The 26,413-nt window shown below is 67.4% G+C and carries 6 protein-coding genes; 5 read left to right on the forward strand and 1 reads right to left on the reverse strand.

Features of this window, described 5'->3' with window-relative positions; genetic code table 11:
• Window positions 1-173: 173 nt before the first annotated feature.
• From AC6UUM_RS14830 to AC6UUM_RS14850, 5 genes are read left to right on the forward strand one after another with little or no spacing between them, the layout of a single operon-like run.
• Complete coding sequence (locus tag AC6UUM_RS14830; RefSeq protein WP_500803015.1) at window positions 174-1,985, forward strand: ShlB/FhaC/HecB family hemolysin secretion/activation protein; 1,812 nt, start codon at window positions 174-176, stop codon at window positions 1,983-1,985.
• Window positions 1,985-19,525 carry a hypothetical protein gene (locus AC6UUM_RS14835; RefSeq protein ID WP_500803016.1) on the forward strand — a complete coding sequence of 5,847 codons (17,541 nt, stop codon included), beginning with the start codon at window positions 1,985-1,987 and terminating at the stop codon, window positions 19,523-19,525. Before AC6UUM_RS14830 ends, AC6UUM_RS14835 begins: the two co-directional genes overlap by 1 nt.
• Entirely contained in the window at window positions 19,522-22,752 is a 3,231-nt protein-coding gene (locus tag AC6UUM_RS14840; RefSeq protein ID WP_500803017.1) for a CHAT domain-containing protein, read from the forward strand. Before AC6UUM_RS14835 ends, AC6UUM_RS14840 begins: the two co-directional genes overlap by 4 nt.
• A 9-nt stretch (window positions 22,753-22,761) precedes the next feature.
• Window positions 22,762-24,738 carry a CHASE2 domain-containing protein gene (locus tag AC6UUM_RS14845; RefSeq protein ID WP_500803018.1) on the forward strand — a complete coding sequence of 659 codons (1,977 nt, stop codon included), beginning with the start codon at window positions 22,762-22,764 and terminating at the stop codon, window positions 24,736-24,738.
• The gene (locus AC6UUM_RS14850) at window positions 24,725-25,423 is read left to right on the forward strand and encodes a hypothetical protein (RefSeq protein ID WP_500803020.1); all 699 of its coding nucleotides are present in this window, start codon (window positions 24,725-24,727) and stop codon (window positions 25,421-25,423) included. Before AC6UUM_RS14845 ends, AC6UUM_RS14850 begins: the two co-directional genes overlap by 14 nt.
• A 49-nt stretch (window positions 25,424-25,472) precedes the next feature.
• Here the strand turns inward: AC6UUM_RS14850 and AC6UUM_RS14855 are convergent, their stop codons facing one another.
• Window positions 25,473-26,411, reverse strand: a complete 939-nt coding sequence (locus AC6UUM_RS14855) for an aspartyl protease family protein (protein WP_500803021.1) — start codon at window positions 26,409-26,411, stop codon at window positions 25,473-25,475.
• Window positions 26,412-26,413 lie beyond the last annotated feature (2 nt).

A 26,413-nucleotide genomic window follows, 5' to 3' on the forward strand; every position in this document is an offset into this window, starting at 1 on the left:
GCGCTCGGCATCCGGATCGGGCTTCAGCTTTCTGCCCCCAACGTCATCATGGCCTGCATCGCTGCACCAGCGCGGCACGTAACCAATTCACAAGGTGCTGGCGCTATTGTCGCAATTGGGCTTAGTGTGCAGAAAATCAGGGGTCGCAACGCAAAGTTGCGGAGGGCAGTGGAATGGACGACGGGGGTATTTGGGCTGGGCGCACGCCGCAACTGCCCGATATCGCCCGGCGCACATCGGGCTTCCTGATCGGTACAGCGATTTTGAGCGTCATGGCCTTCCCGGCCACGGCGCAGGTGGGCGTGACGGGTGCGCCGACGCGCGAAGAAATCGATCCCAGCCGGCGCCCGACCATCACGGCACCCACGCGGCTGATCGTCGATGGCGATATCGAACGCAGCCCGTGCGCGCTGGCCGATCCCGCCTATGCCGCGATCAAATTGACGCTGACGCGGGCTGAATTCAACAATCTTGCGCCGGTTGCAGCAGGGGATCTGGAGCCGTTGTGGCGTCCGCTGGCAGGGCGCGAGTTGCCGGTGTCGGCACTGTGTGAAATTCGCGACGCCGTGGCCACCAAATTGCGCCGCATGGGCTATCTGGCGGCGGTGCAGGTGCCGGCGCAGCGGATCGAAGCCGGCGTTGTCAAGTTTGAAGTGCTCTATGCCCGGCTGACGGCGGTTCGCGTGCGCGGCGATGCCGGCCGCAACGAAGCCCAGGTGGCGCGCTATCTGAACAAATTGGCCACCGGCCAGGTGTTCAACCGCATTGCCGCCGAACGTTATCTGTTGCTGGCGCGGGATATGCCCGGGATGGACGTGCGGCTGGCCCTGAAGCCGGCTGGCACGACGATTGGCGACATGGTCGGCGAAGTCAGCGTGCAGCGCCGCCCGATTGCCGCCGATGCCGTGGTGACCAATCTGGGCCCGGCACAAACCGGCCCGTGGGGCGGGCAGTTGCGCGTGCAGGCCCATGGCCTGACCGGGCTCGGCGATCACAGCTTCATATCCTATTACGCCACCAGCCAACTGCGTGAGCAGCAGGTTTTGCAGGCCGGGCATGATTTTGCCATCGGCGGCGAAGGGTTTCGGCTGGGCGGGCGCGTTACCGAGGCCTGGACGAAGCCCGCACTGGGTGCAGCCGTGCCGCCGGTGAAAGCCACGACATTCTTTGCCAATATCGAAGCCTCCTACCCGCTGCGCCGCAGCCAGGCGGCGAGCGTGGACGCGAAGGCCGGGCTCGATCTGCTCAATCAACAGGTGCAGTTCAACGCCGCGCCGCTGTCGCGTGATCGGCTCCGCGTGGCCTATGCCAAGATCGATGCGGATTGGCTGGATTTGCGCGGCCGCGGCCCCGGCGGCACCTCGGCGTGGCGCGTCACGCTTGGCCTGGAAGTGCGGCAGGGGCTGTCGATCCTTGGTGCCAGCCCGGACTGTCTGGAAACGCCGGCCCTGTGCACTGCGGCCGGGGCCGTGCCGCCGGGCCTGGTCAACGGCAGCCCCACCGCCACGGTGGCGCGCTTCACCGGCCTTGGCGAAGCGCGGCTGTCGCGTCGGATCAGCCTGGTGGTGCAGCCGCGCGCCCAATATGCCAGCGGCAATCTGTTCGGCTTCGAACGCTTTGCGCTCGGCAATTTCACCGTGGGCCGCGGCTATGAGCCCGGCGCGCTGACCGGTGACGACGGCCTGGCGGTGACTGCGGAGCTGCGCCATGATGCGATCATCCTGAGCTCGGCCCTGAAGCTGGCGGCGCAACCCTATGTGTTCGTCGATGCCGGCTGGGCGTGGACACGCAATCTGGGCGCGACGGCGAACAACCCGGACAGTCTGGTTTCGGCCGGCGGCGGCGCGCGGATGGTGCTTTCGGATCGGGCGCGGCTGGACATTGGCGGCGCCGTGGCGCTGAAAGGCCTCGGGCCGGTGAATGCTGGTGATGTCCGGCTGCTGGTCACGCTCACCACCCGCCTGCTGCCGTGGAGGACCAACTGATGCGGTTGTTCGACGAGCACGCGCCAGCCCGCAGCGCGCGCACCCGGCTGGCACTGGCCGCATCGCCCGGCGTATTGGCCAGCATGCTGGCGTTGCAGCCCCAGATCGTGCAGGCGCAGGCCTTCCAGGGGACAGCCACCACCAGCCTTGGCAGCATCAGCCGGGGTTTCCTGCCTGGCCGCGAAGATATTTCCGTCAATGACTCGCAGGTCATCGTCAACTGGGTTCCGTTCGATACCGCAACGAGTGCCGCCCCGATCAACTTTCTGCCAACTGGCTTCACCGCCAATTTCAACGCCGGCGGCGGCTTGCCCCAGGGGGCCAGTTTCACCGTCCTCAACCGCATTTTCGGCACCGATCCAACCCGCGCCATCGCGCTGTCCGGCACGGTCAACAGCAGTGCAGCGGGCAGTGTGTGGTTCTATGCACCCAGTGGCCTGGTGATCGGGTCCACGGCGCAGTTCAATGTCGGCAGTCTTTTGCTCACGACCAATGATCCGGTGGGCGCGGCCGCGGGCCAGCCGTTCATCACAGGTGGCAACCAGTTCCGTTTGCAGGCCGCCACCGGCAGCACGGCGGAGGTCAATATCACGCCCGGTGCTGCCATCAATGCCAGCAACGCGCTGGGCGACAGCTATGTCATCGCGGTGGCGCCGCGCGTCCTGATGAACGGCGGCATCACCGTTGACGGGTCGGCGGCACTGGTGGCGGCCGAAGATGCCAGTTTCACGCTGAATGGCGGCCTGTTCGACATCACGACCAACGTCGCCACCGCTGCGACCGGCATCGCCATCCAGACCACCGGCAGCATCACCGGCCCGGCCGGCAACAGCGCCCAGGGCATTTTTCACCGTATCTACATGCTGGCAATGCCGAAGAACGATACGATCACCATGCTGATCTCAGGCGGCGGCAATCTGGGCTTTGATGTTGCCGGGGCGGCGGATGTGGACGGCAACGCCATCGTGCTGTCGGCCGGTTACAACATCAGCGGCACCACCAGCGGCAGCGGGCTGCAACAGGTGGCCACGCCTTCGGTGGGTGTCGGCACCGGCGTCGCGCTGACCCGGGTGGACCAGAAGACGATCACGTCGGAACTGACCATCAGGTCCACCGGCAACATCGAGGTTGTGGCCCAGTCCGGCGATCTGAGCCTGGCCGGCGGCGTTTCGGCCTATGGTGAACGGGTTGCCACGGTCAACGCCAGCAACAACCGCTTGCTCACAGTGGGCGGCGATGTGCTGGTCGATGCATCGGCCTATAATCCGGTGCGGGCCGGCACGGCGGGGGTCGCCACCCTCACGTCGGGCAGTGCCGATTTCCGGATCAGCGGGTCCGCCACGGTGCGGGCCAATGGCTTTGGACTGGCCGGCGTTGGCGCCGCACCGGGCGGCACCGGTTTCGGCGGACAGGCGCTGATCCAGGTCTTCAACGGCGGGGCGTTGGAAGCGGCCTCGTTGACGGCAGAGGCCAATGGCACCGGCGGCTTTGCCGACGGCGGCCGCGGCGGCAGCGGTTTTGGCGGCTTTGCCAACCTTGATCTGGCCACCGGCAGCACAGTGACGCTGAACGACAGCGGCAGTGGCAACGTCATCCTGTCAGCCCTGGGCATCGGCGACATGGGTGAGAACGGCCAGCTATCGGGCAATGCCAACGGCGGCACCGCGCGGCTGACCCTGAATGCCGACACCACATTGGCCATTCCAGGTGCGCTGATTATTGACGCCGGCGCGCAGTCTGGCACGGAAAGCGGCGGCCGCGGTGGTGGACAGAACCCCACAACCAACAGCGGCGGCGGCGTGATCCGGGGGGGCAGCGCACAGGTGATCGTGCAGGGCGGCGGCAACCTGTCGTCGGGAAATCTGTTCATCACGGCCGATGCCGTTGGGCTTTCCGGCGCTGGCGGCAATGATTTCCGCGGCGGCACGGCCCGGCTGGAAGTCAACGACAGCACCGGGTTGACCCGGGTCGAAGCCTTTGGCGATACGTTCATCAGTGCCTCTGCCGAAGGCCCGTCCGGCGTCGCGAATATCAATAGCAAGGGCGGCAATGCCACCGGCGGCACGATGCAGATCGTGACCACCGGCAGGCCCACCGTGGCGCTGAACGGTGCAGCCGTGCTTCTGGCCGCCAGTGCCATTGGCGGCGCGGGCACGGCCGGTGGCAACGGCGGCACAGCGGTGGGCGGCCGTGCCGAAGTGAATTTCAACAGTGGCGGTTCCCTGCTGCTGTCCGGCGAATTGAACGTTTCAGCCAATGCCACGGGCGGCAATGGTGCGATTGGCGGCAACGCCACCGCACTCGACAATGGTGACAATGAGCTTCCGGCCGTGTTCCTGCGCTATGGGACGGGCGGCACTGCAGCCGATTCCGGCATCGTCGCGCCAGGGGGCATCAGCCTTTCGGCCACCGCAACCGGCGGCAACGGCAGCAGCGGCGCCGGCGGCGTGGCGCGGGGCGGCTTCACACGGGCCCAGCTTGGATCGAAATCTGCCACGGCGGCTTCGCTCAGGCTCGACGGCGCAGCCTTTGGCGGGGCCGGCACAGTGGGCGGGAACGCCCAGAGCGGCCGCGCACAGGTCAACATCAACGAAGCGACGTTGAACGTCGGCAGCTTGCAGCTGGAAGCCGATGCCACCGGCGGGGACGCCCTGTCCGGCAGCGGCGGTGCCGGCGGCAACGCCACGGTGGGCGAAGCCTTCGCGTTCATTCAGGGTGCCGAGAACGGCAGCGGTGCGCGCATCGTGGCCGACAGCATGACCATATTCGCTCGTGCGCGCGGCGGCGCCGGCGGCTCATCAGGGTCAGGCACCGGCGGCCAGGGCGGCAATGCATCGGGTTCGAACTCTGGCGCGGTCAATCTGTATCTGCTCGCGACCGGCGGCTTTTCCGAACTGATTGGCGGATCGACCACTGTTGACAACAGCAGCGTCGGCGGCACGGGCGGCGGCAGCGACAACGGCGCGGGCGGCGCCGGCGGCAATGCCCTGGGCGGCGGCATCACCAATGTCGGAGTAAGCAGCGGAACGATCACGCCGGTCGTCAATCGATCACGCGCCGATCTGGGCAGCACGGTGACGCTGAATGCCAGCGCGGTCGGCGGCGAAGGCGGCGCGAGCAAGGCTGGGGGCGCATCCGGGCGCGGCGGCAATGCCACCGGCGGCAACCAATATCTCATTGCGCGCGGCGCGCAGGTGCGGGCCGGCATCACGACGGTGAATGTGTCAGCCACCGGCGGCAATGGCGGCAACGGTTCGCAGGCCGATACCGGCGGCGGCAATGCGCTTGGTGGCCAGGGCGGCATATTGGCCACGCCGCATGCCACAGGCGGCAATCCAACCGACATGGCGGTGTCAGGCGGTTTCACCGTCAACGCCTTCGGGATCGGCGGCAACAGCGCAGCAGCGCCTGGCAGCGGCCGCGGTGGCACCGCCGAAGTGAAGCTGGAAAAAGGGACCTCAAACGCGACCAATGTCGGCAGCTTGACCCTGCAAAACAGCGCCGGGTTGAATGCGGATGGTTTCGGCGGCGCCGCACGTGCGCTTGGCGTGGCCGGCGGAAACGGGTTTGGCGGCACAGCGCGCGTTGTTTCCAATCTCGGAACGCTGAACACCAAAGACATTAGCCTGTCGGCCAACGGATTGGGCGGTTCTCCCGGCCCGATGGGCGAACAATCTGGCAACGGCACGGGCGGCACGGTTGAACTGCTGGTAAACGGCGGCAGTGCCAGCCTTGCCAGCGTGTTTGCCGCTGCCAGCGGGCAGTTTGGCACGGCGACAGGGGGCACGGTTCGTGTGGCCGTCCAGTCGCTGGGCGGTTCCCTGACAATGACGGGTTCGCCGGCGTTGCTGGCCGAAGGGCTGAGCGGGCAAGGCAATGGCCAGGCCGGCCTTGGTTCCGCAACCGGCGGCATCATCGATATCAGCACGGCGGCCACCGGCACGCTTACCATCGCGAATGATCCGCAAGGCGGGCTGACCATCAGCGCGAACGCCAGCGTGACCAGCGGCATGCAAGACAACGGCAGCAACGCCCAGGGTGGCCAGATCCTGATCAGCAATGCCGGCACCACCAGCATCACAAACAACAGCGGGCAATTGACCCTGGAAATTGGCGCATCGGCTGGCAACGGCGGCGCAATACTGGCTGGCGGCACCGCCACCGGCGGCATTCTGTCGATCATCAACACCGCCGGCGCGCTGAACCTGTCGTCATCAACCAATATGCTGCGCATCGGCACCAATGCCTTCGGCGGCGCGTCCAGCGTATCTCCGGGCAATGCCGTCGGCGGTACCAGCACGATCACCGCCAGCGGCGGCGCCATCAACTTCAACGGCTTTACCGCGTTCATCGATTTCCTGCGCGGCGGCGCCGGCGCATCGATACCGGCCGGCAATGCCACCGGCCGCGCCATCAACTTGAACTATTCCGGCAGCGGCCGGCTGCAATTCAATGGCGGCGTCGATGTGTTCCATTCCGTCGATGGGCGCATCGCCCAGAGCGGCAGCACCAGCATCATAGGCTCCGGGACCGGCGCCTTGGTGGTGGACGGCACGCTCACCCTGTTCAACGACATCTTATCCAATTCCGGCTTCAACGGCGTGCAGGTCACCGGCGGCACCGTCACGATCAGCAGCAGCGCCGGCGCCAGCACGACCATCGCCGGCAGCCTGGACGTCTATGCCAACGCGAATGTCATCGGCAGCGGCGGTGCCGACACAGTAACCGGCGGGGTCATCAACTGGAGCAGCGGCGGCAGCACGACGATTGGCGGCCGTGCGAGCCTGGGCGTTTCTGCCAGCTTCTCGGGCGGCACCGGCGGCACAGCGACGGCCGGATCGATCTCCGTCAACGCCGACAGTGGCATGCTGGCGTTCGGCCAAGGCCTGTTCGCGACGGCCAATGCCAGCAACAACAAGGTGCAATCCGGGCCGGGGCTCACCGCCGCCGGGCAGATCCAAATCGCGTCGACAGCTGGTGCCCAGTTCAAGGTCACTGGTGAAATTGCGCTGAACGCCAACGCCAGTGGCAGTGACGCGCTCGATGGCGCCGGCGGCGCAGCGACCGGCGGCTCGATCCGCATCAGCAACGCCGGCACGATGCAGCTGGATCTGATCGACGATCCGATCAGCATCCGCGCCACCGCGACCGGCGGCACCGGCAGCAACAGCAGCGGTGGCACCGGCAGCGGCGGCGTCATGCTGATCGACAGCACCGCAACCGGCAGCCTCAGCATCCTGTCCACCGGCGGCCAGAGCCTGGAACTGGATGCGGTTGGCATCGGCGGCGCTGGCGCGGGCTCGCTTGGAAAGGGCGGCGATGGCGTCGGCGGGATGGTCACCATTGCCAATGCCGGCAATTTCACCCTGCCGGGCGGCCTCAACATACTGGTGAATGCCACCAGCGGCGACGGCCCGGCGACCGGCAACGCCAACGGCGGCACGGCGATGCTTTCGACCAGCGGCGGCACCACAAGCATCAATGGAAACATGACGCTGAACGGCAATGCCAGCGTGTTGCCGTTGGCAGAGCGCGGCAACGGCACCGGTGGTACGCTGACGGTGGACGTGAATGCCGGCACGCTGAACGTGGCCGGCAATGTGTCACTGACAGCCGAAGGTGGCGGCACCATCGGGCGCGGCGGCACGCTGGCGCTGGATGTGGATGGCAGCCTGCTGATCGGCGGCAGCCTCAGCATGGCCGCCAATGTCTTCACCGAAGTGACGGTGCCTACGACACAGTCGCGAGCTGGCGACATTGATGTAACGGTGGGCGCCGCAGGCGTGCTGACCATCGCGGGCAGCTTTTCGGCCAATCTGGTGTCACTGGTGGGCCAACCGGTGTTCACGATGACGGCCCGCGGCGGCACGTTCGACATGTTGTCAGCCGGCACCGTCACCATCGGCGGAACGGGTCTGTTTGTGGACGGTGGCGCCCAATATATCAGCCCTGGTTTTCAAGGCGGCGCGTCCATGGGCGGGGCGCTTGTGGTCAACCTCACTGGCGGCAGCTTCACGTCTGCCGGCCTCAGATTGGCGGCAGGGGCCGGGGGCGGCGGCAACAGCCAGGGCGTGGGTGGCGATGCCACTGGCGGATCCGCGCGCGTTCTTGTCGCGAGCGGCGCGAGCGCGACCATCAATGGCGAACTGCGGTTGGACGGCGCTGCCGGCGCAGGGTCCGGGGCGACAGGGGGCACCGCCATTGGCGGCACCGTGCAGCTGTCGGTGGCCGGCACGGCTGCCATCAATCTCGGCCCATCGCTGCTCAATATCGGTGCCACCGCCGTGGGCGGCAACGGCACCACAGCCAACGGCGGCAGCGCAACCGGCGGCACGGTAATCCTCGAAAGCCTGGGACCAAGCGGCAGCATCATCTTCACCGGCGCTGGCGCCAGCATCCTTACCTTGAGCGCCAACGGCACAGGCGGCAATGGCAGCACTTTTGGCGGCGCCGGCACCGGCGGCAACAGCCGCGTGGTCAACGATCATATCCTCACCCTGCCCGGCGCCTTGAGCCTGCGGGCCAGCGGCTTCGGCGGTTTTGGCGGCACCACCGCCGGCCGGGGCAACGGCAGCGGCGGCGGCGCCACCTTGGCCTACGCGGGCGGCACGCTGGATGTGGGCAATGGCCGGCTGTTGCTGGCAGCCGATGGTGACGGCAATCAGGCGATCGCCGGCACCGCCCGCATTTCGTCCACCGGCGGCACGCTGGATGTGAACGGCATCATCGAAGTGCGCGCCGAAGGACGGGGCCAGGCGCTGGGCAGCAATATCATTCGCGGCGGCATCGCCGAAATCCTGCTGGCCGACAGTTCGACCTTGCTGAGCAGCAACTCGGTGATCGTCAATGCCAGCGCCCTCGCCAACTCAGGCGACAGCAACCCCGGCGGCACCGTCACTGGCGGCACCGCCCGCTTCGAGACGCGCGGCACCGTCACGGCGACCAACGAAGTGCTGGTGGACGCCGCCGCCGGTTTCGAGGGCAAGGGCGGCGCCAGCACGGCTGGCAGTGCGCTGTTGACCGTCACGGGTGGCAGCTTGCAGACGGCCAACGTGTCCCTGCTGGTGCAGGGTTATGGCGGCGACAGTGCCACGGGCACGGCAGGCCTTGGCAAGGGCGGCAATGCGGTCGTCAGCCTCGCCGGTGGTGCCCAGGTGATCATCAGCGATCAACTGTTGCTTGATGGCATGGGCACGGGCGGCTTCGGCGATGTGCGCGGTGTCGGCATCGGCGGCATGGCGCGCCTGAATTCCACCGGACAGGGCACAGCGCTGACGGTGGGGACACTCGACCTGTATGCGGACGGCTATGGCAATCCTGCCGCCGGCGGCCTGGCCGAAATCCGCTTCACCCCCGATGCGGGCGGCTTTGCCGGCAGCATCACGTCGCTGGGGGCAGTTCGGCTGTTTGCCGGAAGCGACCTGAGTAGCAATGGCGGCGACGCCACCGGCGGGATGGCACAGATCGACATGATCCGTGGCGTGCTGAATATCGGTGGCAATCTGGATCTGGTGGCCAGCGCCATCGCCCAAAATGGGGACACGGGCAGCAGCGCCACCGGCGGCACGGCCCAGGTCGTGATCGCTGGCGGCCAAATGACGGTAACCGGCGAGGCCCGGTTGGATGCGACGGCCATAGGCGGCGTTGGTTCAGGCGGAATCGGCGGCAACGCGGACGGCGGCAACGCCAGCTTTGCCGCCACGGCGGGCACCATCGCTACCATCAACGGCCTGACGCGCCTGATCGCCACTGCCGTGGGCGGCAGCGGCGACACGCTGGGTGGTTCGGCCACCGCCGGCAACATCCTGGTTTCGGCCAACGCCGCTCAGGTGAATGCCAATGGCATCACCATGTTGTCGGCCAGCGGCACGGCCGGCACCAGCGGGACCGTGGCCGGCAATGGCACCGGCGGCGAGATCGCGCTGATGTTCAACAATGGCGGCGGCCTGGCCTTTGGCAGCACGCTTGATCTTGATGTGCAGGCCACTGGCACGCTGGCCCGCGCCGGCAATGCCGATCTCAGCAGCACCGGCGGCACGTTCAGCACCGTTGGCGACATGCAGATCCTTGCCAACATCATCAGTTCCGGGACCTCGGCCGGATCGTCGGCGTTTGGCGGGAATGTTGCGATCACCACGGCGCCGACCAGCACGGTCAGCATCGGCGGATCGCTGTCGATCCGGGCCGATGTCGCGCGGTTCTTCACCAGGCCCGGCGCCGGGATCACCGGCGGCGCGGTCACCTGGCTGGCTGGCGGCACGACCAGCATCGGCAAGGACAATCCGGGCAAGGGCCTTTCGATCAACACCGGCGTGACCGGCAACAGCAGCAATGCCGGAACGGCAACGGCGGGGAATATCCGCCTCGAATCGTTGGGCAGCTTCACCGCCGGCGGCCTGTCCGCCAGCGCCAGCGCCGAAGCTGGCTATGCCACCAGCGCCAATGGCGCGAACGGCACGGCCGGCGACATCACGATTCTGACCAATCCGGGCACCAGCCTGACCATCGCGGGTGGTGTCAGGCTGGAAGCCGACGGGCGCGGCGGCACCGGCGATGGCAATGACGGCATGGGCAGTGGCGGCATCGGCGGCAACGGCCGCGGCGGCAAAATCACCCTGACCAGCAACGGCAACACCAGTTTTGCCATCGGCGATGGGGCCCTGACCATCAGCGCCACCGGCAGCGGCGGCACCGGCGCGAACGCCGCGACCGCCGCAGGCGGCACCGGCATTGGCGGCACCATCAGCGTTGATGTCGCCAGCAACAACAGCCTGATCGTCACCAGCACGGGTTCGAATGATCTGGTGCTCGATGTCCGGGGCGATGGCGGCAGTTCATCCAACGGAGTCAGCGGCAGCGGCAACGGCGGCACCATCACCGTGACCAGTGCCGGCACCTTCACGCTGCCGAACGGGCTTGTCCTGCAAGCCGGTGCCAGCAGCGGCTCCGGCCAGGCTGGCGGCATGGCCAAGAGCGGCACAGCGACGTTGACTGTCTCTGGCGGCCAGACCAGCATCGGCCGCGATCTGTCCCTCAACACCGCTGCCAATGTGCAGGCGAGCAACGGTGAAGGCACGGCCGCGGGCGGCGAAGCCCGCGTTGAAGTCGCGGCTGGCCTGCTGAACATCGCCCGCGATCTGCGCTGGGATGGCACGGCCACCGCCAGCAATCCGACCGGGGGGCAATTCACCCTGTCTGCCGTGGCCGGCACGATTGCCGCAAGCGGCTTGATCCTGCTGGATGCCACCGCCGCCACATCATCCCAAGACAGCAGCGGCACCATCCGGGGCGGCAGCATCGCGATCACCACCGGCACCGGCGGGATTATTTCGGCCACCAATGGCCTCGAAGCCGTCACGGATGCGACCGTCAACACCAGCGTCCTCAACCAGATCGTCCGCGCCGGCAGCATCACCGTGGAATCGGCCGGCACGCTGTCGTTCGAAGCCGACCTGAGGCTTTCGACCCGCGCCCGCTATCAATCCCCGCAGTCCATATTGTCGGTGCCCGGCGCGGCCTTCGGCGGCACTGCCACCGTCACGCTCACCGGTGGCAGCCTGGAAACCAGGGCACTCACCATCGACAGCAACGCCATTGGCGCGGAAAATGGGCCGGGCCAAGGCGGCAATGCCGAGGGCGGCACGGCTGCGGTGCTGATCAATGCCGGTGCCAGCGCAACCGTGAACGCGGAATTCCGCCTGACCGCCAATGCCACGGGCGGCGCTGGCGAAAGCGGCGGCGCGGCCATTGGCGGCAGCAGCCGGTTTGAAACGTCAGGCACCGCACGGATCAATCTGGATCTGGGCAATTTCGAACTGGCTGCATCTGCCCAGGGCGGTGAAGGCACAGGCGTAAAGGGCGGCGCAGCTAACGGCGGCATGGTCACTCTGGCCAGCCTGGGCAGCACCGGCGATCTGGTCATCACCAGCGCCAGCACCGGCGAGATCACACTCGGCACCAGCGGCACCGGCGGCAATGGCCTGGGCCTTGGCGGGCAAGGCATTGGCGGCACGGCCAGCATCAGCAATGGCAACATCTTGCAGCTTCCGGGGGCGCTGATCGCGCTGGCCAGTGGGGCAGGTGGATTGGGCGCAACGCTGGGCGATGGCGTGGGCGGCACAGCCATACTGTCCTTTGATGGCGGCACGCTGGATGCCAGCAACGGCCGCTTGTCTCTCACTGCCGACGGCATTGGCAATGCTGCGCAAGGCGGCACGGCGCGAATCATGTCCACCGGCGGCACCTTGCTCGCTGGCCTTGTGGGCGTGGGCGCGAAAGCGGACGGTGTTGCCCGCGGCACCAACGTCGTGCGGGGCGGCCTGGCGCAAGTGCTCCTGGCCGAAAGTTCCACCTTGCAAATCAATGACCATCTGACGATCGATGCCGGTGCGGTGGCCGGCAACGGCGATGGCAGCACAAGCGGCACCGTGACCGGCGGCACGGCGCGCTTCACGGCACGCGGCAATGTGCAGGTCACAAACGAGGTGACCGTCAATGCCACCGGCTTCGTGAACGGTGCAAGCGGCGGCGCTGCCACCGGCGGCGGCGCCACCCTGACGGTGGCCAGCGGCACGTTCCAGGCCGGATTTGCAAGCGTCGCTGCAGAAGCGCTGGGGGGCGGCAATCCCAATGGCACTGGCAGCAACGGCACCGGCGGCACGGCCCAGATGGACGTGCTGGGCGGCGCCGCTGTGACCATAAGCAACACGCTGTTCATGTCGGCCAGAGGGTGGGGCGGAAATGGCACGACGCGCGGCAACGGGGAGGGCGGCACGGCGCAGTTGACGGCAAGCGGACAAGGCAGCGCGTTGAGCGCGAATTACATCGAATTGCAGACCGATGGTTCGGGCCGCAACGGCACCGGCGGCCGGACGGAAATCCGCTTGACGCCCGACGACAATGGTGACGCCGGCCGCATCACCACCCGTGGCAGCATTGGCGACATTCAGTTGTTTGCCCGTGGCATCGCCCAGAATGGCGTTGGCGGCACGGCCACCGGCGGCACGGCGCGCGTGTCAAACAGCGGCGGCGTGCTGACCGTTGGCGACGATCTCGAGCTTTATGCCCCAGCAAGCGGCACAACCGGCACCTTGGGCGATACCGCCACCGCCGGCACGGCCGAAGTGACGGTGAGCACAGGCCAGATTGCCGTGACCGGCGAAATCCTGCTCAATGTCGAAGCCACAGCCGGCAGTGGCGACAGCGGCAAGGGCGGCGACGCCACCGCCGGCACCGCGAAACTGGCGGTGAATACCAGCAGCGCAGCGCAGCCGGGCAGCATCAGCGCCGGCAATGTGCGTGTGCTGGCCGAGGCCAGGGCCGGCGCTTCTGACAGGTTCGGCAACGGCAATGGCCCCGTTGGCGGCGTCGCGCTTGGCGAACGCATCGATATTGTCATCGGCAGCAGCGGCAGCCTGACCAGCGGCGGCATCGAAATTTCGGCAGCCCGCATCGGCGGCGCGGGCGGCAATGGCACAGTCGGCTCCGGCGGCGCAGCCACCGGCGGCCGGATTCTCGCCACGGTGAACGGCGCGATCAACGTCGGCAGTGCGGGCCTGGTGATCGATGCCCAGACCACGGGCGGCGCTGGCAACAACGGCGGCAATGCCACCGGTTCGCAGATCGGCTTCGACATCGGCACCGGAACACTGGATGTGGCCGGCCGCATCAGCATCGCTGCCAACACGACCGGCGGCGCCGGCCAGACTGCTGCGGGCGGCAATGCTCTGGGTGGCGAGGTGCGTTTCCTCACCGCCGGCGGCGCTGTACCCGGCGGCATGGCGTTGTTCCCAACTGGCGCGGTCGGCATCGAAACAAATGCCCGCGGCGGCAGTGGCGGCGGTGGGGGCGGCACGGCCCAAGGCGGCACCATCCTGCTGGGTTCCACCGGCAACAGCGGCACACTGGCCATTGGCACGGTCACGGCCACGGCCAACGGCGTTGGCGGCAATGGTAGCGCCAACCCCGGCGGCGCAGGCGGCAATGCCAACGGCGGCACCATCCGCATCGGCATGGGCAGTGGCACAGCCACCGGTGCCATCGGCACGCTCAATCTGGCGTCTGCAACCTTGACCGCCAGCGGCAGCGGCGGTGCCGCCGGCGCTGGCTCGCCGGCGGCACATGGCAATGGGCGCGGCGGCACCATCGAGCTGCTGTTCACCAACGCCAATGCCAGCGTGAACATGGGGCTCAACCTTACAGCCAATGGCAATGCCGGCGGTAGCGGTGGCTTGCCCGGCATTTCGGCAAACGGCATCGGTGGCAGCATCACGATCGCCAGCACCGGCCAGGCCGGCGGACCGACCGTGCGGCTGTTCAGCGACGGATCGGTGCAGGCGACGGCCAATGGCACCGGTTCGGGCACCAGCGGCAGCAATGGCGAACCAGGCGTCATCCGCCTGTTCAGCGCCGGTGGCGCCGAAATCCTGCTGCCAAGCTTCCGGGCTCTTGCCGATGGTTCGGTCGATCCCACATCGACCGTGCGCGGCGGGCTGGTAGCCCAGGCCGGATCGGCCATTACCGTGGCGGGCGACATCCAGTTCGTCTCGCGCGGCAGCCTCGCCCTGAACGATGGCGGCACGATCACGGCCGGCGGCCGGCTGGAGGTCAGCGCCGCAGGGTCACTCCTTTCCGGCTTCACCGCCCCGGCCATCGGGCCGCGCGGCGTGATCACCGCGCCGATTGTCGTCCTCAACGGTACGGCCGGTATCAATCTGTTGACCCAGACCACCGGCAGCCAGGATGTGCAGATCCGCGGCGGGCCGACGGCGACCGTGACGTTGCAGGATGTGGTCAGCACCGGCGATATCCTCCTCAGCGGCGGCAGCATTGGTTTCACCAGCCTGCGGGCCGATCGCAACGGCGTGATCGACGCCGCCACCGCCATCACCAACGGCACGATCAGCGCGGGTGGCCGGCTCAGCCTGTTGTCCAATGGCACCATCAATGTCGGACTGATCGATGCCGGCATGGTCAGGCCTGTGGCCGCTGGCCCTACCGATGTCTTCGTGCGCGGCAATGGCGTCAGCATCACCAGCGTGATGGCGGCCGGCGATATCGGCCTGCTCTCGTCGGGTACACTGGCCAGCGGTGCACTGACCAGCGGGCGTGATCTGGTGCTGCTGTCGGGCGGCAACACCACCACCGGCGCCATCTTGACCCCGGCATCCGGCCGGGTGCGCTTTGGTTCTGCCGGCCAGGCCAGCATGATCACCCTTGCAGGCGGCGTGCCCAATTACAGCCAGCTGTTCGCGGCCAGCATCACGCCCATAGCGGGCGACATCACCGTCAATGGCACGCTGGTTGCGGGCCTGCTGGAGGTGGCCACCACCGGCATGTTCCGGGCCCGCGACGGCGTGACCGTCACGACTGGTGCCAGCATCGCCGCGCGCAGCCTTGATCTGACCAATGCGGCCAGCGCCGGCTTCATCAACCTCACTGCGGCCACCGATGTGGTGCTCGGCAGTATCACGGCCGATGGCGGGCTGATGTTGGCCACCACCGGCAATATCAACACGGGCAATCTGGCCGTTGGCGGCACGCTTTCGCTCACGGCGTCGCAGATTGGCGGCGTGGGCGGCGCGCTGATGACCGGCACGATCCGCGCCAGCGACGATATAAGGCTGACCGCGGCCACCACGCTCAACGCCGGCAGCCTGTCTGCGGCGGACTCCATTGTCCTCGCCGCTGGCGGGTCGATCATAACCGGCAACATCGATGCCGGCACGGTGAATCCGGCCCAGGCGGCCAGCGGCGTGCTGTTTGCCTCGTCGCCAGGCAGCATCGCCACCGGCGCGATCAACGTGTCTGGCAGCACAATCCTGTCGGGTGTGCTCGGCGTCAGGACCGGCAATATCGCCGCGCCGGGCGGCATCGTGCTGCTCGATACCGGCGGTATCACCACCGGCGCGCTCAATACCTCGGCCAGCGGCTTCGTCTATCTCGCCAGCCATGAACTGCTGCCGCAGATCAGCTTCGATACGGCCGGCAACCCGCAATTTGCCGCCTTGCTCGCGAGCACACCGCAGCGCCTGATCGGCGATATCAGCATTGACGGCGCAGCCAGCACCGGCCGCTTCATTGCCGCCGCCACCGGCAGTTTCAGTGCCCAGGCGATCACCGCGCCGACCAGCCTGTTGATCGATGTTGGCGGCAATGTGCGCATTGCCGGCCTGATCAATGCCGGGCTGACCAGCATCAACAGCAGCGGCAATGTCGCGTTGGAAAACAGCTTTGTCGGCACGGACGATCTGATCGTGGTTGCCGGCGGCACGGGCAGCTTTGGCGCAATCACCGCGGCCGGTGAAGTCAGCATCAATACCGCCCAGGGCCTGCAACTTGCCAGCGTGGCAGCCGGGGACCGGATGAGCCTGATCGCAGGCGGCGCGATAACAGCCACCGGCGCGCTATCGGCGGCGCAGGCATCACCCCAAGCAGGCGCGCGCGGCGACATCTTCGTGCGCGGCAACGGCGTCAGCGTCACCAGCGTGATGGCGGCCGGCGACATCGGCCTGCTCTCGTCGGGCGCACTGGCCAGCGGTGCACTGACCAGCGGGCGTGATCTGGTGCTGCTGTCGGGCGGCAACACCACCACCGGCGCCATCTTGACCCCGGCATCCGGCCGGGTGCGCTTTGGCAACATCGATCAGGCCAGCCTGATCAGCGTCGATACGGCCGGCAACCCGCAATTTGCCGCCTTGCTCGCGAGCACACCGCAGCGCCTGATCGGCGATATCACCATCACTGGCGCAGCCAGCACCGGCCGCTTCATTGCCGCCGCCACCGGCAGTCTCAGTGCCCAGGCGATCACCGCGCCGACCAGCCTGTTGATCGATGTTGGCGGCAATGTGCGCATCGCCGGCCTGATCAATGCCGGGCTGACCAGCATCAACAGCAGCGGCAATGTCGCGTTGGACAGCAGCTTTGTCGGCAGTGACGATTTGATCGTGGTTGCCGGCGGCACGGGCAGCTTTGGCGCAATCACCGCGGCCGGTGAAGTCAGCATCAATACCGCCCAGGGCCTACAACTTGCCAGCGTGGCAGCCGGGGACCGGATGAGCTTGATCGCAGGCGGTGCGATAACAGCCACCGGCGCGCTGTCGGCGGCGCAGGCATCACCCCAAGCAGGCGCGCGCGGCGACATCTTCGTGCGCGGCAATGGCGTCAGCGTCACCAGCGTGATGGCGGCCGGCGATATCGGCCTGCTCTCGTCGGGCGCACTGGCCAGCGGTGCACTGACCAGCGGGCGTGATCTGGTGCTGCTGTCGGGCGGCACCATCACCACCGCCGCCGTCGCCACACCAACGATGGGCCGCATACGGTTCGCCGGCATCGATCAGGCCAGCCTGATCAGCTTCGCGGCCGGCGTGCCCAATTACAGCCCGCTGTTTGCGGCCAGCATCGTGCCGACCGCCGGCGACATCACGGTGCGCGGTGCGCTGGTTACCGGCCTGCTGGAGGCGGCAACGGCCGGCACATTCCAGGCCCGCGCCGGCGTGACGGTCTCCAGGGGTGCCAACATTGCCGCGCGCACCGTTGATCTTGTCGATGCCGCCAGCACCGGCTTCATCAATCTCAATGCCACCAGCGATCTGTTGCTGGGCAATCTCACGGCAACCGGCGCCCTCACGCTGGGCACCACCGGCAACCTGACCACCGGCAACCTGATCGTGGGCGGCACCCTGACCTTGACCGCCCGGCAGGCTGCAGGCGTGGGCGGCGCACTGGTGACCGGCACCATCCGCGCCAGCGACGATATCCGCCTGACCGCGGCAACCACGCTGACCACGGGCAGCCTGTCTGCGGCGGATTCCATCTTCCTCAACGCCGGCGGCGCGATCATCCTCAACGGCAACATCGATGCCGGCACGGTGAATCCGGCCCCGGCGGCCAGCGGTGTGCTGTTCGTGACGACGCCGGGCACCATCTCCACCGGCGCGATCAACATTTCGGGCAGCGCCACCCTGTCGGGCGTTTTGGGCGTGACGACGGGCAACATTGCTGCGCCGGGCGGCATCGTGCTGCTCGATACCGGCGGTATCACCACCGGCGCGCTCAGCACATCGGGCAGCGGATTTGTCTATATCGCCAGCCACGAACTGCTGCCGCAGATCACATTCGATACGGCCGGCAACCCGCAGTTTGCCGCGCTTCTGGCCAGCACGCCGCAGCGCCTGATCGGCGATATCACCATCAGCGGCGCAGCCAGCACCGGTCGCTTCATCGCCGCCGCCACCGGCAGATTTGGCGCACAGGCGATCACGGCGCCAACCAGTGTGCTGATCGATGTGGGCGGCGCGGCCACGCTGGCCGGCAATATCAGCGCCAACCGGGTGGCCATCACCTCGGATGACATCATCATCACCCCCGGCCGCACCATCGGCGGCAATGGCGCCACCGACATCAGCCTGGCCGCAAATGGCCAGGTTGCAGGTGCCCTGATCAACAATGCGGTCACCACCGCCAGCATCGGCGGCGGCGATGTCACAGGCACCTACAGCCTGTCGAATGCCGAGTTCGGCACGTTGCGCGCCAGCAACATCAGCGTGCGCCTGCCGACTGGCACGATGACGGTGGGGCAGCTCGATCTGCCGTCCAGCGTGCCCGGCCTTGGCCAGGGCCAGAATCAGGGCCAGTCCCAGACCTTGCCGACGAGCATCACCCTGTCCAGCGGCGGCCTTTTGCGCGTCACAGGCGCCGTCACCATGGCGCAGGCAAGCGCGGCCAACACGCTGGCCCTCACCTCCGGCAGCCGCATCGAAGTGGCGACCAACACGGGCCGCATCCAACTGGGCAGCAATGCCGAAGCGCCGCTGGGCACGCTGACGTTGACCGCCGGCAGTGTTCGGGTGGGAAGCGACACGCTGCTCGGCCAGATCAGCGGCGGCACGCTTACCGGCACGGCGCGCAACGATGCGATCAATGCCGCTGCGGCCAATCCGGCGCTTGCCGGGCCGCTGATTGCCGGCAGCATCCGCATCAACGCAGCGCAGGACGTGCTGATCCAGAACAGCGGCGATGCCGCCACCCGCGCCGGCTTCACCGCCGGCAGCGGCGGCCTGATCGTCACGGCGACCGGCAGCCAGACGGCGCTGCTCGATCTGGTGATCAATGGCCGCGTGCTCGGTTCTGGCGGCACGTTCCTCACCAATGATGCCACGCGCACGGCCGTGACGGTCCAGCCCGGCGTCGTCCGCCTGGCCAGCACAGCGCAGGTCAATGGCTGCGCAGTCGTCGCCGGGTGCACCATCCCGCCGCCGGAGCCGCCCCCCGGCCCACCACCCGCGGTTGAACAAAAGGTCGATGCGATCGTGAACAACATCCCCGGTCTGGCGGCCGAGGCGGAAACAACCGAACAGCAGCAAGAGGAAGCCGAAGCGGCGGCAGACAAGCTGCCGATTGTCGCCCTGCAGCGTCTGATCGATTTCAGCCAGATGTCGGCCGATTTGGAAACCAACGATCCGGCAACCAGCGGCGGCAATCCGGCGCTGTGGCTGGATCCGGTCCCCAGCGGTGTGCGCCGGCCGGGAGGCTTGAAATGAACCGCGTCGGGCTCATGTTGATGGCGGCTGCGCTGCTGCCGCTGCCGGCACAGGCGCAATCACAGTCTCGGAGCCTCGCGCTGGCCGACAGCTTCCGCATTGGCAACGCCGGCGTGCTGTGCACGGCGCAAGCCCAGGTGGCCGATCCGCTGCTGAAAGGCATGTTCGATCACGGCTATCGCATCGTGTGCCGGGATGCAGCGGCACCAGTCGGCAGCCTTTATGCCTTGCGCACTGGCGCACCGCCATTGATGCCGGGTTGCCCGGCACCGGCAGCGGCGACGCTGCCCGGCCTGCCCGGCGTGATGGCCAGCCGTTGCACCGTCGATGGCCTCAACCGTCTTCGCTTGTCTGTGCAGCGCGGCCGCACGCTCTACGTCGCCGACGGCTTTGCCGGCTATGCTTCGGCGCTGGAACTGGGCTTGCGCACGCTGGTGGCCAATACGCCGATCGCCGGCACCGTTGAAGTGGCGGCCACCGAGGCCGGCGATCCGGCGGCCTTCGCGCGCATCCAGGCCGGCAGCCTGGAGCCAGGGCAGGCGCTTGTTGAAGCCTATGGGCGCAACAATGCCTCCAGCTTTGCCGAAGCGGCGGAGTTTTTCGATCTGCTGGTGGAACGCAACCGGCTGGGCGCCCCCGGCTTCACCCGCAGCGCCGAATATCTTGCCAATCAGGGCCTGCAGCAATCCAATCTCGGCAATTTTGCCGATGCCGAGCGTCTGTTTGCGCGAGCGGCCCTGTTGTTCGACGCCAATGATCCGATCGCCAGCCGCCTGCAACGCAACGCGCTCGCCCAACATCAGCTGAACCGCCATCAGAACAGCGCTGCGCTGGACGCGCTGGCGCGCCAGGTGAGCGGCAATGTCGGCACCACCGACACCAGCCGGCTGGCAGCCGGATACATTGATACGTCCTTGTCGCAGCGCCTCAACATCGATGATGCAGCGATGCGCGCATTGGGCGCCGGCAATGCGGCGCTCACGCCGGAAGAACGGGTGCAGATCCTCGATGCACAGGCACTGTATTTGCGCGGCGCGGCGCTGGCCGGGATGGGGGACTTGCCGGCTGCGGCGGTCGCCCTGACACAGGCGCAAGACCAGTTGGCACGGGTGCGCGGCGGTCGCGTGTTGTCGGTTCGCTGGCTGCGGGCGGCGGTCGCTACAGAGCGTGGCAGTGTGACCGAGCAACTGGGCAACGGCGCAGAGGCCATGGCTGCCCTGGCCGAAGCGGTCACCTTGACCGCAGCGCAATATCCCGGGTCCGCAGCCTTGTTGGCGGCACAAGCACGGCAGGCCGCGCTGTTGCAACGTCAGGGTCGTGACGCGGAGGCCGCGCCGCTGTTCCGCAGCATCGTCAAGGCGGCACCCGACGTGCCGGGCGCCGGCCAGTTGCTGCGGCCGTTGCTGGTGCCGTGGTTTGCCAGCCTGGCTGCCAAGGGCGATGCCGCCGCTGCCAACGATATCTTCGATGCCAGCCAGATCCTGCTGCGGCCCGGCGTGGCGCAAACCCAGGCCGTGCTCGCGCGTGAATTGTCGGGCGGCAGCGATGCGGCGTCGGCGCTGTTCCGCCAGTCGGTCACCCTGTCGCGCGATCTGGTGCGCACGCAGGCCGAAATCAGCCGGATCGACCAGATGGAGGCCCCCACGGTGCTGGAGCGCGAGCAGGTCGCCGCCCTGCGGGAACGCCTGGCAGTGCTGGGCCGTGACCAGACGTCGGTGCTGGCGCGACTGGCGGATTTCCCGCGCTATCGCAGCATCAGCAACACCACGGTGACCGTCGCCAGCCTGCAGGCCGCGCTCGGCCCCGACGAAGCCTATTTCAAGCTGATTCTGCTGGGCGAACAGACCTATGCGCTGGTGCTTGGCCGACAGGCGGCCGCGGTGCACAGCATATCCGCCACCAGCACGGAACTCGGAGCGCTGGTGAAGGCCATCCGCGACACGGTGGTGATCTTCGAAAACGGCCGGCCGACCACCTATCCGTTCGATGCCGCTGCCGCCCGCCGATTGTACAAGCTGCTGGCCGGGCCTGACGATGGCGTCGGCGCCAAGCTGATGCTGGCCAGCAAACATCTGATCGCCGAGCCCGATGGCGCGCTGCTGCAATTGCCGTTCAACCTGTTGATCACCGCCGATGACAATCTGGCCGCCTATCAGGCGCGGCAGACTGACGACAACGCCGATCCGTTCGATGCGCGCGGCCTCGCATGGCTGGGCCGCGATCGCATGGTGTCCACCGCCACTTCGCCGCGGGCCTTCCTGGATGTGCGCAGCATCGCCGGCAGCCGGGCTGCCAACGCCTATCTGGGGCTGGGGCAGAACGCGGTGCCGCCCGGTGCCCGCCCGCCGGAATTGCCGGTGGCCGTGGCAGCACCTGCCCCTGTTGCCGCCGGTCGCAGCGGCAATACCCGCGGCGCGGCCGCGCTGGCGGCGATGCTGCCGGCCGCGGCGAGCGCGATTCCCGTCAGCGCACCGGCCAACGCCAGCCCGGTGCCGCCGCGCAGTGACTGTGATTGGCCGCTGCTGGAATGGTCACGGCCGATTTCCGCCACCGAACTGCGGCTGGCGGCCGATTTGCTGCGCGCCGGCGGTTCCACTGTTTCCACCGAAGGCGATTTCACCGATACCGCCATGATGGCGCGCAGCGATCTGAAAAATTATCGCATCATCCATTTCGCCACGCACGGCCTGGTCACCGCGCCGCGCCCGGAATGCCCGGCCCGCCCGGCCCTGCTCACCAGCTTTGGCGGGGCCGGCTCCGATGGCCTGCTCAGCTTCCGCGACATCTTCGATCTGTCGCTGGATGCCGACACCATCATCCTTTCGGCATGCGACACCGCCGGTGCCGCCACCGCTTCGGCCACGCGCGAAGCCGGGATCACCACCGGCGGCAATTTCGCTCTTGATGGCCTGGTGCGCGCCTTCGTCGGCGCCGGAGCCCGCGCCGTGATCGCCAGCCATTGGCCGGTGCCGGACAGTTTCGATGCCACCCGCACGCTGATCCTCGGGCTGTTCGCCAATGCCGGCAAGCAGGCGGTGGGCGAAGCGCTGCGCCAATCGCAGCGCCAGATGATGGATGTGCTCGAAACCTCGCATCCCTATTACTGGTCAGGCTTTGCCATCATCGGTGATGCGGCCAAGCCGCTGATGGGCCAAGGCCCCGCCGCGACAGCCGCCGCCCCAGCCGCCGCCGCCCCAGCAACCCCCACGGCCGGCTCCGGCCACTGAGCGCCCGCCATGTCGAACCGCCTTGCCAATCTGAAACTTGCCATCACGCAGGCCGGGCCGCTGCGGTTGGGCGTGACCTTGCTGGTGCTGATCGGGGCGTTGCTGATCGCCCGCTACAGCTGGAATCTGCCGTTTGCCCTGTCTGCCGAGCGTGGCCTTTATGATGTGCGGGTCGATCTGACGGCGGCACGGGTCGATCAGGATGATCGGGTTGTGCTGGTGGTATTTACCGAGGAAACGCTCACCGCCACCGGCAAGCGTTCACCGCTCGATCGCACCATGCTGGCCCGCGCCCTCACCAACATCGATGCGCTTGGCCCGCGCGCTATCGGGGTCGACATTCTCATCGATCAGCCGCAGCCCGAAGACCCGGTGCTGAAATCCGCGCTGCTGGCGATGAAAACGCCGACCTATTTCGGCTTTTCCCCCAATGCCGAAAATGGCGAGTTCGTGATGCCGTGGCAGGAAGCCCATATGCGCGAATTCTTCGCCAGCGTCGCGTCGGCACCGGTGCGCACCGCCAACATCCGGCTGGATGTGGACAGCGACAATGCCTGGCGGCAATGGCCCAGCCCCACCAAGTTGCCGCCGGGATTGCTGGTCAATCGCATCACCGGCTTGAGCGCCTACACAAATCATCAGGGCTCGGCGATTTTCCGCAAACCGCAATTTGCCGACCGGCCGGTGTTTGCATCGTTGCCGGTCGATCTGTTCGGCAATGCCGAAACCGCCGCTGCCTTGAAGGATGCGATTGCCGGCAAGATCGTGCTGATCGGCGCCGATCTGCCCGAAGCGGATCGGTTCATCACGCCGTTCAGCCGGCTTTCGGGCACCACCACGCCGGGGGTGGAACTGCACGCCGTGCTGATCGCCCAGGCGCTGGACGGCACCAGCCTGACGCCGATACCGGCCGCAGTGCTGTGGGGCCTGGCGCTGCTGGCAGTGCTGCTCGGGGCCGTTACCGGCGGCTTCGATCTGGGCGTGCGAATACTTGGGCCGTTGGTGATCGCCGAAGTCGCGCTGCTCGGCGGGATGCCCTATGCCCTGCAAAACGGCGGTTTTGATACCTATGGCCTGCCCTGTGCCGGCCTTGGGGTCGGCTGGCTGCTGGCGCTGATGGCGGCCTCCACCACGGCGCGGTTGGTCGGCGCCGATCAACGCAAGTTTGCGCAAGGTGCGCTGGGCAAATATCTGCCGCGCGATGTCGCCCAACAGATCTTGCGCAACCCGGAAATGCTGTCGCTGAACGGCGAGCGCCGGCCGGTCTTCGCGCTGTTCAGCGATATCGAGGGCTTCACCTCGATGTGCCAGAGCCAGCCGCCGGAAATCGTCGCCGCCACGCTGAATGAATATCTCGACACGATGAGCGAGGTGGTGCTGAAACATGGCGGCACGCTCGACAAGTTCGTCGCGGATGCCGTCATTGCGTTCTGGGGCGCGCCGATCGCGCGGCCCGACGATGCCGCCCGCGCGCTGGCCTGCGCCGTGGAAATGTCCAAGGCGGGTGAACGCTTCTGTTTTGCCGAAGGCAACCGGCCAAAAATGGGTCGCACCCGGGTCGGCCTGCACTGGGGCGATGTGGTCGTCGGCAATTTCGGCGGCGAAGGCCGCATCCAATACACGGCATTGGGCGATTCGATGAACGTCGCCGCCCGGCTGGAAGGCGCCAACAAGTCGCTCAAGACCGCTGCCCTGATCAGCCTGGAAGCCGCCGAGCAGATGGGCCTGGAGCATTTCCGCGCCATGGGCCGGGTGCGGGTGCGCGGTCGCGACAAGCCGATCGAAGTGTTCGAACCCTTGGGCGCTGGCGTTGCCGTGGCCGATCCGGTGTCGGCCGAGCTGATTGCCGCGTTCGATCGCGGCGCGACCGCGGCGCTCGACGGCTTGAAGGCCCGTGCGGCCGCTGCACCGCAAGACACGGCCCTTGCGTATCTGGTAAAGCGATTGGAACAGGTAGGACCCGGAGGTGTTTATGATCTCGATTAAGTCACTTGGCGTGCTGGCGACGCTGCTGGCGGCAACAACGGCCGTGGCCGGTCCGCTGGTGGTGCGCGCCGCCGGCCCGTCGGCAAGCAGTTACAAGCCAGGGCAGCGCCTGCCCGATGGGCCGATCAACCTGAAGGCCGGCGATTCGATCATCGTGCTCGATGCCAAGGGCACCCGCAGCTTTTCCGGCCCCGGCAGCTTCAGCCTGGCCGCGCCCAGCGCAGTGGCCCAGGAAGTGGCGTTCAGTGACCTGCTGGTGCAAAAGCCAGCCCGCCGCGCCCGCATCGGGGCCGTGCGCTCCGCCGGCCAGGATCAGGGCCCGCCGACGCCACCCGGCGTATGGGCGCTCGATACCCGCACCAGCGACACGGTGTGCGCCATCGATCCGGCCAATATCTCGCTATGGCGCGCTGAAACCACCGCCGCGCAAACGCTGACCATCAGCCGTGACGATGGCAGCAGCGCCGACGTGGTGTTCGGCCCCGGCCAGGCGCTGGCCAATCTGCCCGCCGCGGTGGCCGGCAAGCCGGGCATGCTGACAGTCAATGGCGGCAAGGCACCGGTGAAATTGACGGTGAAGCAGGTGAGCGCGCCGACCAACGTCGAAGCGCTGGGTGCCACGCTTGCCGATGCCGGCTGCACCAGCCAGTTCCTGCGCCTGGCCGCCAACACCTTGCAGAATTGAATCGTGATCGCTCCCTCCCTGTACGGGAGGGAGCGAATTCGAAGCCATCCTATCGCAGGGTGAAGCGTACCTTGCGGTTGCGGAAGTCCAGGCTGACGCGGCGGAAGCTGGCCAAAAGGTCCGATCCGAGGAAAATCGCCGGGCGTTCGGACAGGCCGAACAACCGGAACGGCGGCGCGTCGGCAAACGCCACCATCACATTGTTGAGATACAGCCCGCCAACCCGCACATTGTTCAGCGTCATGACTTCGGCGCGCAACACCTGGCCGGTCACCGACAGCAAATCGATGTCGCGCATGCCGGCCGGTCGGCGATTGCCGAACAGCCGTTGGCGCAGGGCCATGTTGCCCAGCGTGATCTCGCTGCCGGTGTCGATCACCGCGGATACGCCGCGGGTTTCCACCGAGGCCTGGGTGATGATCAGCTGGCCCTTGCGACGGCGTGCTGTGACGACGATCTCGCCGCTGCTGCCTTCGGTATAGGGCCGGCGCGAATCCTGCACGGTTATGGTGCGCTTGTCGAAATCGAGCATCAGCCGCTGATCGGCCAGCGCATCGATGCCGATCAGGCCCTCGGCACCCAGATGCCGGGCCGCCAATGCCGGCGCGGTGATCGGGCCGATGTCCGATTGACCCAGGCTGAGCGCGGCCACCTCCACCGTCGCCACTTCGCGCACGCCGGCCATGCCCTGCACCCGCACCGGGGCGCCGGCCGGCAGGCGCAGTTGCAGCGCCAGCCCGTCGCTGACCACCGAGCGATCGGCGCCGGAATCGACCAGGAAGCGGTGCGGGCCGCTGTTGTTCACCCTCACATCGATGAACAAGCGCTTCTTCAACTGTTCAGCTTCGAGCGCTTCACCTTCGATTTCGAGCGTATTGTCGATGGTGGCCGGCGCGATCAGGATCTGGCTGACGGGCGCCGGGATGGCTGGCGCGGCGGGCAGGCCAGCTGCGGTGGTAGCGGCAAGCAACAGGATAATCATACTCATCT

The sequence above is a fragment of the Sandarakinorhabdus sp. genome (assembly GCF_987265915.1).